We start from the raw sequence: 12862 nt of genomic DNA, 5'->3' as shown, positions 1-12862 counted from the left end.
TCATGTTCAAGAATTATCTAAAAATAGCCTGGAGGAACCTTACCAAGAACAAGGCTTATACTATTATCAACGTAGGGGGGCTTGCCCTAGGTATGGCCGTGGCCCTTATCATTGGGTTGTGGATTACGGACGAATTGAGCCATAACAGCTATTTTGTCAATAAAGAGCGAATAGCACAGGTTTTTCAATCGCAGACCATGAATGGGGAAACAGGGACCGGACCCGCTATTCCCCGCCCGTTGGAAAAAGCCTTCAGGGATGGGTATATGGATAATTTCAAGCATTTGGTAATGTGCTCTTGGAACACTTCCCAATATCTCAAATACAAGGAAACCAGTATATCGAGGAGTGGGAATTTCATGCAGCGCGAAGCCCCCGAAATGTTGGGCCTGAAAATATTGAAAGGTGAAAAGGACGGGGTTCGTGAAATCAATTCCATTATGTTGAACGAATCGACAGCCAATGCGCTTTTTGGCGATGAAGACCCTATTGGAAAGACCATAGAGGTCAATAGTCAATACGACATGATGGTAACCGCGGTATACGAGGATATTCCTTTTAACAATTCCTTCAACGATACTGAATTTATTATGCCTTGGGACAAGTATGTTTCCATAAACCAATGGATTAAAAATGCTGAGGATCAATGGGGGAACAACTCCTTTCAGATGTTTGTCCAAATTGCCGATAATACCACCATGGAATCCGTCACCTCCAAAATCGGTGAGGTAAAACAAGAACTCAATGAAAATTCAAGGGAATTCAACACGCAATTGTTTTTGTTCCCGATGAAGGATTGGCACTTACGATCGCGCTTTGAAAACGGGAAACAAGTGGGCGGTAGAATCAAATACGTATGGCTATTTGGGATTATCGGAGCTTTTGTTCTTTTGCTGGCGTGCATCAATTTTATGAATTTGAGTACGGCCCGTTCCGAAAAGAGAGCCAAAGAAGTTGGCATTAGAAAATCCATTGGGTCGCAACGTGGCCAACTGATCAATCAATTTTTAGGAGAATCCTTTTTAGTGGTTTTATTTGCCTATGCACTGTCCATCTTTATTGTAGTCCTATCCTTGAGCGGGTTCAATGATCTAGCTAGAAAGGAAATCGACTTCCCTTGGTCATCTATAGGTTTTTGGCTTGCCTCATTGACCTTTATTTTGTTCACAGCACTTTTGGCGGGCAGCTATCCGGCACTTTACTTATCTTCATTTAGGCCGGTAGATGTTTTAAAGGGCACCTTTAAATCAGGAAAACATTCAGGCCTGCCTCGTAAGATATTGGTGGTGGTACAATTTACGGTTTCAGTGGCCTTCATCATCGGAACGGTGATCGTGATGCAACAGATTAATCATGCCAAAAACAGACCTGTGGGTTACGATAAGGAAGGCTTGGTACAAGTGCCGACCATGAGTCAAGATTTTACCGGAAAGTTTGAATTGATGCGGGAAGAATTTATCAATTCGGGAGCGGTCATCGAAATGTCGACCTCTAGCAGCCCAACAACAAATATATGGTCCAACCGCAGCGGTTGGACATGGGAAGGCAAACCCGAAGGCTTTCAAGAAGACATGGCCTGGACCGAAGTATCACCGGAATACGCCAAAAGCCTCAATTTAAAGATTGTGGCCGGAAGGGATTTTTCCAGAGAGTTTGCTTCCGATTCAACAGCTGTGCTTCTTAATGAAACTGCTGTAAAATATATGGGTCTAAAAGATCCCATTGGGAAACTCCTTATAGATGAGGACAATGAAAACCCAAGTGATCCCTTGAAAATCATTGGAGTGGTTCAGGATATGATTGCCCAATCTCCATATGAGCCCGTTAAACAAGGCATGTATGTATTCGACAGATATGGTAACGGCTCCTATTACAATATGAGATTGAACCCAGAGCAAAGTGCGAGCCAGAATATCGCTGTCATCGAAAAAGTTTTTAAAGAGCATTTTCCAAGCATCCCTTTTCAATACGACTTTGTGGACGATGAATACGGTGAAAAATTTGCGGCCGAAGAACGCATTGGCCGATTGTCGGGAATTTTTACGGCACTGGCCATTCTGATCAGTTGTTTGGGGCTATTTGGGTTGACTTCCTTTGTGGCAGAACAGCGTACCAAGGAAATAGGGGTGCGCAAAGTACTTGGAGCTTCGGTGTTCAATGTATGGAACATGTTGTCCAAGGACTTTTTAAAACTCGTCATTATCTCCTGTTTTATTGCCGTACCCATTGCCTATTATGTAATGAACGGATGGTTACAGGAGTATCCCTATCGTGTGATACTTAAATGGTGGATTTTTGCCCTTGCCATGCTGGGAGCTCTGGCCGTAACCATTCTCACCGTGAGCTTTCAGGCAATCAAAGCAGCACGGACCGACCCTGCCCGGAGTTTGCGTACAGAATAAATATGAAAAAATGAACGACTATGCTCAAGAACAACATCAAAATAGCCTGGAGAAGCCTTAAAAAACAGCCATTCTTCACTTTTATCAACACCTTTGGATTAGCTATAGGAATGGCTGGAGGGCTTTTGCTCGGGCTCTATATCTATGACGAACTGAATCATGACACGATGTTTGCCGATGCAGATCGTATCCATAGGGTCAACGCAGACCTTAAATTTGGCGGAGTCGAAAACCAGTTTGCCGAGGTGTCCGCTCCTATGGCCCAAGCCATGCTCAATGACATTCCCGAAGTGGAACTTACCACAAGGTTCAGGAACGTTGGGAGTGTCTTTATTAGACCTCAGGGAACTGAAAGCAATGTAAAGGAACTTTCGGTTGCCTATGTAGACTCCACTTTCTTTAAAATGTTTGGGTTAAAGCTTTTATACGGCGATGAACGTTCTGCCTTGAAAGAACCAAATACCTTGGTCATGACCAAGACAGCTGCCGAAAAACATTTTTCCACAAATAAGGCCATTGGGCAAACAGTGTTGTTGAACGACAATGAAGTATATCGGGTAACCGGGGTGATAGACGATATGCCCAAGAACTCGTTCCTAAAAGATCGTGGCCTTTTCCTGGCTATGTCAGGGTATGAAGATGCACAATTGGCTGAATGGGGAAGCCACAATTACTACACATTCATCAAGTTGTTGCCTGGAACAAAAGCTGGGGACATTCAGGATAGACTGCAAAGTATGGTCGGGAAATACTTGATTCCCTATGTCCAGACATTCTTCCCCGGAATTACGGAACAAGAGTTCATCGATTCTGGTAACTACATGTACTACACCACCATACCCTTGACAGATATCCATTTGTATTCGGGAAGAAACCCAGAGTTCAGTGCTGTGAGCGACATCAAGAACGTTTACATTCTTTCGGCCATCGCGCTGATTCTCCTAGTTTTGGCCAGTGTCAACTTTATGAACCTTTCCACTGCACATTCCCTCAAAAGGGCCAAGGAAGTGGGCATTCGGAAGACCCTGGGTTCCCAAAGAATTGGGTTGATAAGACAGTTTTTGACCGAGTCGGGGCTTATTTCATTAGCTTCTATGTGCTTGGCGCTACTGATGGCCATGGCAATTCTTCCTTTGTTCAATGAATTGTCCGGAAAAGAATTGGCCCTTCCCTTGCACCATGTTGGTTTTTGGGCTGTACTAGTATTGGCTGCAATGCTTCTAGGGCTTGTTTCAGGGACTTACCCCGCTTTTTTTATGTCTCGTTTTGTGGCCGCCAAGGTGCTCAAAGGACAGGGGGGTAACGCCATTGGTGGGGAAGGGGTAAGAAATGCACTGGTCGTCCTCCAGTTCTCCATTTCCGTGTTCTTGATACTGGGCACTTTGGTCGTTTTTCAGCAATTGCAGTATATACAGGGCAAAAACTTGGGGTATGGCAAAAACCAAGTGTTGGTTATCAATGGCGTTAATGCCCTTGACATGAAAAAGAAGGCCTTCAAGGAAGAAGTGATGCAGCTCAGTCAGGTTAACAATGCCACACTGAGCAGTTTTTTGCCCACTCCTTCCGCACGCACCAACAGCTCATTCATGAGAGCCGAGGACCGCAGCCAGGAAAAGACCATCAACATGCAACAGTGGAACGTGGACGAAGATTATCTCTCAACCATTGACATTTCATTGATTTCGGGAAGAAATTTTGACATCGGTCGTTTTGCCAGTGATTCCACAAGCATCATCGTTAATGAAAAAGCAGTGGCCGTTATGGGAATGACAGCTCAAAACGTGTTGGGCACCCAACTTGTTAATGATTTTGATGATGGTACCCTTCTCACCGTAATCGGGGTGGTCAAAGACTTTCATTTTGAATCGCTCCGCAACGAAGTCGAGGCCCTTGGGTTTTTCTATGGAGCTGGTGGGGCGAGCAGATTGGCCATAAAGCTCAGTGAAGGCGACGTGTCCCGTACCCTTTCCGAAATTGAGGAGATTTGGTCGAAATTGGCCCCTTCCCAACCTTTTGAGCATTATTTCATGGACGATTCCTTCAATACCAGTTATGAAGCGGAGCAACGTTTGGGCAAAATATTCATGGTATTCACCGTTTTATCCATCTTTATCGCCTGTTTGGGACTGCTCGGGCTCGCAGCATTCAATGCACAAAAACGTGTAAAGGAAATTGGGGTTCGCAAAGTACTGGGGGCTGGTGTTGGACAAATTGTCTATCGCTTGTCCGTCGACTTTTTAAAGCTTGTTGGACTTGCAGTGATTATTGCCTTACCATTAGGCTGGTATGCCATGGATCGGTGGTTACAAGACTTCTCCTATCGCATCGTTATTCCGTGGTGGATTTTTGCCCTCTCGGCATTGTTGGCTGTAGGAGTGGCCTTGTTGACCGTGAGCTACCAAAGTATAAAAGCGGCTGTTGTAAATCCGGTCAAAAGTTTAAGAAACGAATAAAATCAGGACATGCTTTTACAACTCAACAACATATTCAAATGGGTCACCACGGGCGGCCAACGTATTTTTCTATTGAAAGACATCAATCTCCAAGTAGAGCAAGGAGAGTTCATATCCATTATGGGACCATCAGGTTCGGGGAAATCAACCTTGCTCAACGTTATCGGGATGCTGGATACTTTTGATGAGGGCGAGTACAATTTTTTGGATGAATCCGTTCATTCCCTTAAAGAAAAGCACCGTTCCAATCTGTACAAACAATACATCGGCTTCGTGTTCCAATCCTACCATTTGTTGGATGAACTTACCGTAAGAGAAAACTTGGAAATGCCCTTGATCTATAAAAAAATCAAAGGCTCGGAGCGTAAGGCCATGGTCGCCGATATGTTGGACCGTTTTAACATTGTGGGCAAAAAGGATCTTTTTCCAGCTCAACTAAGCGGTGGACAACAGCAATTGGTAGGGGTGGCAAGAGCTTTGATCGCCAATCCAAAATTGATTTTGGCCGATGAGCCCACTGGCAATCTAAACTCCAAACAGGGAGAGGAAATCATGGAGCTGTTCAAACAGTTAAATGAAGAGGGGGTAACCATCATTCAAGTGACACACTCGGAAAAAAATGCGGAGTATGGTTCCAGAATCATCAATTTGTTGGATGGCAGGATGGTTTGACCGTTAAATCTCCCCCTAAGCTTTGCATCTATAACCAAAAAAACATGACCGATTCGCTTTTAGAATCAAGAAACTAGACTCAACATCGATTGTTTTCGGAGACAGGTAACATTCCAGCGGCAGACGGGCGTGTAAAAAGGGTTTTGGAAGTCAGTTTGCACTAGCTAGTCGACAGTGACTCTTATCTTTGAGTTTGAACTTGATGCTTGAGCTTGTTCGGTGCTTTAAGAGTCCAAAAATCAGGTTCAAAAGGTATTTGTGGAGATTGGAGGAATTCGTGTCAAAAGGATATCGGGAGTCCGAAGTCAGTAGCTCCCTGTGTTGTTTGGTCTTGGGTCTTTGCTCTTGAACTTGGTGCTTGTACTTGAAAATCAATCAGCCAATTCGGCCAGTTCCTTGCCCACAAGACTGCCGAGGGCAACCCCCATTCCTCCAAGACGCACCCCACAATAAATAGAGTTGGAAACTTGCTTGACAATAGGCGATTTTTGGGCGCCCACACCCATGATGCCGCTCCATCTGCGTTCAATTTTTAGGGGATGATCAGGTAAAATCATATTACGGAGCAATGTTTCAAGCTTATCTTGAATGATTTGGGTTTCTCCGAATTCAGTGGTTTCCTCGGTTTTAAAATCGAGGTTTCTGCCACCGCCAAATAGAATTCTACCATCAATATTGCGGAAATAATAATACCCTTCATCAAAATGGAAGGTGCCCTTTATATGCAAATTTTTGATGGGTTCCGTAACCAAAACTTGCGCCCGGGCAGGTCTCACCATTTCTAATTTCGATAGTTTCGAAGCAAAACCATTCGTGGCCACAAACACTTTTTTGGACACAAATTCAAAGTCAGTTGTCTTGATGGTCGCTTTTCCGTTGGATTCGACCACCTCTTCGACCATCACCCCATTTAAAATGGGGATTCCCATGGACAAACATTTTTGAATCAAAGAACGCATCATTTTGCCCGTGTCCAGTTGCCCTTCCAGCCGGTGCGTGATATATTTTTCTTGAATATTGGCAAAGTTGAAGCAATTATTGCTGGTATCGAAAGGTTTTTGTCCGAATATGGGCTCCATCAAACTGTTTAGATATGGAATGGATTCCAAGCAATTTTTATAAAGCTGGGGTTTTTCCAAAGGAAAAAGTTCGTGACTTCCATGTAATTCAAAACCGATGGCTTCATCGCCCAATAGATTGCGTAATCTTTGAATCCCATCCCACCGCTTTTGAACGAGTTGCACCACTTCTTCCTCGGTATGACGGTCTAGGTCCGATAAAATTTCCGAGGCGCTCCCAAAACACGCAAAACCGGCATTTTTGGTGCTTGCGCCTTGGGGCAGACTGCCTTTTTCCAAAATTAAAATGTGCCTATTGGGATATTTTTCCTTCAACCGGATAGCACAATTGATTCCTACTATACCACTGCCAACAATGGTAAAATCAACATTAGAAAACCAGCTTTTATGTTCCCAATAACTTAATTCCATAAAAGAAAAGAGGCTGTCCAAAAAGCAAATTATCTGTCAGTTCGAGCGCAGTCGAGAACCTAAAGAAGTTTGATAATCAATAGGTTTCGACTGCGCTCAACCTGACAAAGTCTAAACTTTATTGCTTTTTAGACAACCTTCTATATTAATGATGGTCTTGATATTTTGGATCCATTTCAAAATCCTCCATGAATTTGGTGGTGTAATTGCCTGCCAAATAATCTGGATGATCCATCAGTTGACGATGGAATGGAATGGTGGTTTTAACGCCCTCAATTACAAATTCGTCCAAGGCCCTTCTCATTTTGTTAATGGCCTCTTCCCTTGTTTGTGCTGTGGTTATCAACTTGGCAATCATCGAATCGTAATTCGGAGGAATCATATAGCCACTGTACACATGTGTGTCCAAACGAACACCGTGTCCGCCGGGAGTATGAAGTGTTGTGATTTTCCCAGGGGAAGGCCTAAAGTCGTTATAGGGATCTTCTGCATTGATCCGGCACTCAATGGAATGCAATTTGGGATAATAGTTTTTTCCCGAGATCGGTACCCCACCGGCCACCAAAATTTGCTCCCGGATCAAATCGTAGTCCACCACCTGTTCTGTAATCGGATGCTCTACTTGGATACGGGTGTTCATTTCCATAAAGTAGAAATTTCGGTGTTTGTCCACCAAAAACTCAATGGTACCCGCTCCTTCGTATTTTATGTACTCGGCTGCTTTTACGGCCGCTTTCCCCATGTCTTCACGGAGTTTGTCCGTCATAAAAGGGGAAGGCGTCTCTTCGGTAAGCTTTTGGTGCCTACGCTGTACGGAACAATCCCTTTCGGACAAGTGACAGGCTTTGCCATACTGGTCGCCCACGATTTGGATTTCGATATGCCGGGGTTCTTCAATCAACTTTTCCATGTACATACCGCCATTGCCAAAGGCAGCGGTTGCTTCGTTTACGGCACTGTTGAAATTTTTCTCCATTTGGTCCTCGGACCAAATGGCGCGCATTCCTTTACCACCACCACCGGCAGTAGCTTTGATCATTACCGGATAGCCCATTTTTTTGGCTTCTTTTCTGGCATGATCTACATCTTTCAACAAACCTTCGGAACCGGGAACCGTGGGAACACCTGCTTTTTTCATGGTTTCCTTGGCGGTTGCCTTATCTCCCATTTTCTCAATTTGCTCACCCGAAGCACCGATGAATTTGATATCGTGCTCGGCACATATTTTGGAGAATTTGGCATTTTCGGAAAGGAATCCGTAACCAGGGTGAATGGCATCGGCGTTGGTGATTTCCGCTGCGGCTATAATATTTGGAATCTTTAAATAGGATTCGCTACTGGGCGCTGGCCCAATACAAACAGCTTCGTCGGCAAAGCGGACATGAAGGCTTTCCTCGTCGGCCTTGGAGTAAACGGCAACGGTCTTGATGCCCATTTCCTTACAGGTTCTTATGATCCGCAAGGCAATTTCACCCCTATTTGCAATCAATATTTTTTTAAACATAGAACACAATCTTAAATTCTGAATTCTAAATCTTAAATGGTTTTAGGTGACGAAACGCCCCCAAAATTTATCATTTAAAACTCACTACGATGGGTCTACCAAGAACAAAGGTTGGTCAAACTCAACAGGAGAGGAATCATCAACCAATATCTTAACTATTTTACCTGAAACCTCCGATTCAATATCGTTAAAAAGTTTCATTGCTTCGATCACACATAGAACATCTCCTTTATTGATGGAACTGCCAACCTCAACGAATGGCGGTTTGTCCGGGGATGGTTTTCTATAGAATGTTCCTATGATGGGTGATTTGATGGTTATGTATTTTGAGTCATCATCTCCTTTTTTAGAATCCGATGGTGATGGCGACGCAGCTTCTTGGGTTGTTGCAGGTGCTTGCGCAGCTGGGGCAGCGGCGCTCGGCGCTTGGGCTACGGGTATTTGCTGAACAATGGTGGTCTCTGGTGTGCTGGAGCTAGTGCTTCCCGTTCGAATGGTAATCTTAATGTCCTCCATTTCCAGCTTCACCTCGCTGGCACCCGATTTGGCGACAAACTTGATTAAACTTTGAATTTCCTTAATGTCCATGGAATATAATTTAGTTAGTTGTGTGATTAAGAATTATAGGCCCACTTCAAGTAAATGGAACCCCATGTAAAACCTCCTCCAAAGGCGGCAAAAATAATATTATCTCCTTTTTTCAACTGCTTCTCGAAGTCATAGAGCAACAAGGGCAGTGTGGCGGATGTCGTGTTTCCGTACCGGTCAATGTTAATAAGAACCTTCTCGGCCTCAAGACCCATTCTGTTGGCCGTAGCATCAATAATACGTTTGTTGGCTTGGTGTGGCGCCAACCATTGTACATCGTCTTTTGTTAGGTTGTTCCGCTCCATGATCAAAGCTGAAACATCGGCCATGTTAGAGACTGCAAATTTAAAAACAGACTTCCCATCTTGAAAGACGTAGTGCTGTTTGTTTTTTACCGTTTCCTCTGATGCCGGCAAAATGGAACCTCCTGCATCAATCTTTAAAAATTGACGGCCAATCCCATCCGAGCGCAAAAACTCATCTTGTAAACCTAAGCCTTCTTCATTGGGTTCAAAAAGAACCGCTCCAGCCCCATCCCCAAAAATAATACAAGTTGTTCTATCGGTATAATCTATTATGGACGACATCTTATCGGCCCCAATGACCAATACTTTTTTATATCTGCCGGATTCTATATAACTGGCCGCGGTGGACATCCCGTACAAAAAACTGGAACATGCAGCTTGTAGATCGTAAGCAAAAGCGTTTACCGCACCAATTTCTGAAGCCACATAGGCCGCAGTGGAAGCGACAGGCATATCGGGGGTGGCGGTGGCAACGAGTACAAAGTCTATTTCCGAGGCTTCGATGCCCCTTTTTTGGAGCAAATCTTCCGCAGCTCTGATTGCCATGAAAGATGTTCCCGCATTAGCTTCTTTTAAGATTCTTCGTTCCTTGATCCCTGTTCTTGTGGTAATCCATTCATCGTTGGTATCTACCATGGTTTCCAAAATCTTATTGGAAAGAACAAAATCTGGAACGTACCCTCCTACAGCTGTTATTGCTGCTGTTGTTTTTTTCATTTTAGCCTCTCTTTACTGTCAAAAAGATTGAAATTTGACCCAAAAGCGGTGAAAATTAGTCATTTTATATGACTTTATTGGTAAAATTAACCGTTTTTGGATGTTAAGACGGGTCCATAAAAAAACTCCCGTCAAAAATTCAACGGGAGTTGCTTTATTACAAGGGATTTGCGGTTAGGCCGCAGTTTCCTCTTCTGTTTTGTCAATCAAAACCTGACCTCTGTAGTACAATTTGCCTTCGTGCCAGTGAGCTCTGTGGAACAAGTGCATTTCACCTGTAGTAGAGTCCTTGGCAATCGTTGGCGCAACTGCTTTGTAGTGGGTTCTTCTTTTGTCCCTTCTGGTTTTTGATGTTTTTCTTTTAGGATGTGCCATTATAAACCTATTTATCCGTTAGTAACTTTTTTAAATCGTCCCATCTGGGATCTGTTTTTTCTGATGATTTCGTATGCTCTTTTGGCTGTAATTCTTCCAGCTTGTCCAAGATGTCCGATTGCAACGTTCCGTCCTCAACTCCGGGATGAACCCTTTTTTGGGGAACGGCAAGCACCAACATTTCGTATATGTACTGTGCTATATTGAACTGGTGCTCTCCATGTGGTATGATCAAGATTTCATCGTCTTCATCGTTGTACTCTTCGCCAAACTTGACGACTAGTTTTAAACCGGAATCGATAGGTTGGTCAAAAGGCTCGCCTGTCAAATCACAATCCACATTTATGGTACCCTTCGCTTCAATCTGGAGTTCCATCATGGTGCTCATTTTTTCCAAAACGGCACTTATTTGAACGGAAGCTCCGTTAAATTCTTGGTAGTCAAAAGATTCAAAGAACGCATCATCAATCTCGTACACAAATTTATGTTTCCCCAACTTCAGACCTGAAAAAGGGATAAAAAACTCTTTCAGCTTCATCATTTCTACACTTAAGGTTTGTGTACCAGCCTTTAAAGGCGGGTGCAAAGATACTACTAATTTACAAAACTGCAATTCTAGCCACAACAAATATCCAAAATGCAGTCAACTTTTTATCCCCCGCGCTTAATTTTCTGCTTTTGCAGGGGGTTTTTGGTCAATTCCAGATACTCCGTTCTGTTCTTGAACACTTGCATTGCGGTAAACACGGCTTCTTTAAAAGAACTCTCGTCCGCTTTGCCCTTTCCTGCGATTTCGTAAGCGGTTCCGTGGTCGGGAGATGTGCGTACTTTGTTCAATCCTGCCGTATAATTTACCCCTTTTCCAAAGGAAAGGGTCTTGAATGGAATAAGGCCTTGATCGTGATAGGCCGCCAAGATGGCATCAAAATTCTGATGACTGTTGGAACCAAAAAAGCTATCTGCCGAATAAGGTCCATATACCAAAGTGCCCTTGTTGAACAGTTCTTCTATGGTAGGTTTTAGAATTTTATCATCCTCTTCGCCAATGGTGCCACTGTCACCACTATGGGGATTAATTCCCAGCATGGCAATTTTGGGCCTACGGATACCAAAATCCATTTTAAGGGATTTTTCCATGGTGGCGACCTTGTTCCGAATCAATTTGGGGGTAATGGCCTTGGCCACATCTTTTACGGCGATATGGTCGGTGAGCAATCCAACACGCAAGGAATTGGTTACCATAAACATCAAGCTTTCACCCTCCAGTTCTTGGGCAAGGAAATCGGTATGGCCGGGAAATTTAAAATTTTCGGACTGTATATTGTTTTTGTTGATGGGTGCAGTGACCAAGACATCAATTTTGTCTTCTTTTAATGCAGAAACTGCAGCCCTCAGGGAGCGAATAGCAAAATCGCCTCCTTCTTTGGTGGCGTGACCGTATTCAATTTTCGGTGTTTCTTTCCATACATTCACAATATTAACCTTGCCTTCCAGAGCCTGGCCCGCATCCCGAACACCATTGAATTTGAGGTCAATCCCCAAATCTTTTATTTGTTGTGAAATGATTTTGTTCGATGCAAATATCACTGGAGTACAAAACTCCAACATTCTTGGGTCTTCGAATGTTTTGAGCGCTACCTCGCACCCAATGCCGTTAATGTCCCCTATGGAAATCCCTAACTTTATTTTTTGATTTTCCTTCATAAAATGAATGCCGTTATGGCTACTTTTGCATTACAAATCTAGTCAATTAATAAGATACATGTTCACAGGGATTATAGAGACCTTGGGTAAGGTTGAAAAGCTGGAAAAAGAGGGCGGAAATCTACACATTACCGTTGCTTCCGATATTACTTCTGAATTGAAAATTGACCAGAGTGTTTCGCATAATGGGGTATGCTTAACTGTGGTTTCTCTTGATGGTGACAACTATACCGTCACGGCCATTGAGGAAACCCTGAACAAAACCAACTTGAGCGATTTGGAGTTGGGGGATGTAGTGAACTTGGAACGTGCCATGGTTTTGGGTGCCCGTTTGGACGGTCACATTGTTCAAGGGCACGTGGACCAAACCGCTACCTGCAAATCCATCGAGGAAAAAGACGGCAGTTGGATCTATAGTTTTGAATACGACCCCAAACTCAATAATGTAACCATTGAAAAAGGCTCCATTACAGTGGATGGGGTGAGCTTGACCGTGGTTGACTCACAAAAAAACAGCTTCAGTGTAGCGATTATTCCCTACACTTACGAACATACTCGTTTCCACACCTACAAAGTAGGAACTGCTGTAAACTTGGAGTTTGATGTGGTCGGGAAATATGTTTCCAGGTTATTGGAATTGAGGGGTTAAGAC

The 12862-nt window shown here is 43.7% G+C and carries 11 protein-coding genes; 4 read left to right on the top strand and 7 right to left on the bottom strand.

What is annotated here, in order from left to right:
- Positions 1-2 precede the first annotated feature (2 nt).
- From VM932_RS00230 to VM932_RS00220, 3 genes are read left to right on the top strand one after another with little or no spacing between them, the layout of a single operon-like run.
- Complete coding sequence (locus tag VM932_RS00230) at positions 3-2402, top strand: ABC transporter permease (protein ID WP_326276560.1); 2400 nt, start codon at positions 3-5, stop codon at positions 2400-2402.
- Between the two features lie 20 nt (positions 2403-2422).
- The gene (locus VM932_RS00225; RefSeq protein ID WP_326276559.1) at positions 2423-4855 is read left to right on the top strand and encodes an ABC transporter permease; all 2433 of its coding nucleotides are present in this window, start codon (positions 2423-2425) and stop codon (positions 4853-4855) included.
- Positions 4856-4864: 9 nt separating this feature from the next.
- On the top strand, positions 4865-5527 hold the full coding sequence (locus VM932_RS00220) for an ABC transporter ATP-binding protein (RefSeq protein WP_326276558.1): 663 nt from the start codon (positions 4865-4867) through the stop codon (positions 5525-5527).
- Between the two features lie 371 nt (positions 5528-5898).
- Here the strand turns inward: VM932_RS00220 and VM932_RS00215 are convergent, their stop codons facing one another.
- From VM932_RS00215 to pdxA, 7 genes are all read right to left on the bottom strand, one after another.
- Positions 5899-7017, bottom strand: coding sequence for an NAD(P)/FAD-dependent oxidoreductase (locus VM932_RS00215; RefSeq protein ID WP_326276557.1), 1119 nt, complete (start codon positions 7015-7017; stop codon positions 5899-5901).
- Between the two features lie 145 nt (positions 7018-7162).
- Entirely contained in the window at positions 7163-8521 is a 1359-nt protein-coding gene (gene accC, locus VM932_RS00210) for an acetyl-CoA carboxylase biotin carboxylase subunit (protein WP_326276556.1), read from the bottom strand.
- Positions 8522-8605: 84 nt separating this feature from the next.
- Positions 8606-9109 (bottom strand): acetyl-CoA carboxylase biotin carboxyl carrier protein, encoded by a 504-nt coding sequence (accB, locus tag VM932_RS00205; RefSeq protein ID WP_326276555.1) that lies wholly within the window; start codon positions 9107-9109, stop codon positions 8606-8608.
- Positions 9110-9135: 26 nt separating this feature from the next.
- Positions 9136-10131: a beta-ketoacyl-ACP synthase III gene (locus VM932_RS00200; RefSeq protein WP_326276554.1), complete on the bottom strand. Its 996-nt coding sequence runs from the start codon at positions 10129-10131 to the stop codon at positions 9136-9138.
- Between the two features lie 174 nt (positions 10132-10305).
- Positions 10306-10506, bottom strand: coding sequence for a 50S ribosomal protein L32 (gene rpmF, locus VM932_RS00195; RefSeq protein WP_014032589.1), 201 nt, complete (start codon positions 10504-10506; stop codon positions 10306-10308).
- Positions 10507-10513: 7 nt separating this feature from the next.
- Positions 10514-11047, bottom strand: coding sequence for a YceD family protein (locus VM932_RS00190; RefSeq protein ID WP_326276553.1), 534 nt, complete (start codon positions 11045-11047; stop codon positions 10514-10516).
- Between the two features lie 110 nt (positions 11048-11157).
- Entirely contained in the window at positions 11158-12210 is a 1053-nt protein-coding gene (gene pdxA, locus VM932_RS00185) for a 4-hydroxythreonine-4-phosphate dehydrogenase PdxA (RefSeq protein ID WP_293166101.1), read from the bottom strand.
- A 58-nt stretch (positions 12211-12268) separates the two neighbouring features.
- Here pdxA and VM932_RS00180 point away from each other — a divergent pair, with 58 nt between their 5' ends.
- Positions 12269-12859: a riboflavin synthase gene (locus VM932_RS00180; protein ID WP_326276552.1), complete on the top strand. Its 591-nt coding sequence runs from the start codon at positions 12269-12271 to the stop codon at positions 12857-12859.
- Positions 12860-12862 lie beyond the last annotated feature (3 nt).

The organism is Flagellimonas halotolerans (genome assembly GCF_035818535.1).
In the GTDB taxonomy this organism is placed as follows: Bacteria; Bacteroidota; Bacteroidia; order Flavobacteriales; family Flavobacteriaceae; genus Flagellimonas; species Flagellimonas halotolerans.
The sequence above is the reverse complement of the archived record's forward strand: the minus strand, read 5'-3'. Positions and strand labels throughout refer to the sequence as shown.

Bases quoted from the DNA above. Each gene is read 5' to 3' on its own strand.
- pdxA (WP_293166101.1), bottom strand. From the start codon at position 12,210: ATGAAGGAAAATCAAAAAATAAAGTTAGGGATTTCCATAGGGGACATT.
- VM932_RS00190 (WP_326276553.1), bottom strand. From the start codon at position 11,047: ATGATGAAGCTGAAAGAGTTTTTTATCCCTTTTTCAGGTCTGAAGTTG.
- VM932_RS00215 (WP_326276557.1), bottom strand. From the start codon at position 7,017: ATGGAATTAAGTTATTGGGAACATAAAAGCTGGTTTTCTAATGTTGAT.
- rpmF (WP_014032589.1), bottom strand. From the start codon at position 10,506: ATGGCACATCCTAAAAGAAAAACATCAAAAACCAGAAGGGACAAAAGA.
- VM932_RS00225 (WP_326276559.1), top strand. From the start codon at position 2,423: ATGCTCAAGAACAACATCAAAATAGCCTGGAGAAGCCTTAAAAAACAG.
- VM932_RS00230 (WP_326276560.1), top strand. From the start codon at position 3: ATGTTCAAGAATTATCTAAAAATAGCCTGGAGGAACCTTACCAAGAAC.
- VM932_RS00200 (WP_326276554.1), bottom strand. From the start codon at position 10,131: ATGAAAAAAACAACAGCAGCAATAACAGCTGTAGGAGGGTACGTTCCA.
- VM932_RS00220 (WP_326276558.1), top strand. From the start codon at position 4,865: ATGCTTTTACAACTCAACAACATATTCAAATGGGTCACCACGGGCGGC.
- VM932_RS00180 (WP_326276552.1), top strand. From the start codon at position 12,269: ATGTTCACAGGGATTATAGAGACCTTGGGTAAGGTTGAAAAGCTGGAA.
- accC (WP_326276556.1), bottom strand. From the start codon at position 8,521: ATGTTTAAAAAAATATTGATTGCAAATAGGGGTGAAATTGCCTTGCGG.
- accB (WP_326276555.1), bottom strand. From the start codon at position 9,109: ATGGACATTAAGGAAATTCAAAGTTTAATCAAGTTTGTCGCCAAATCG.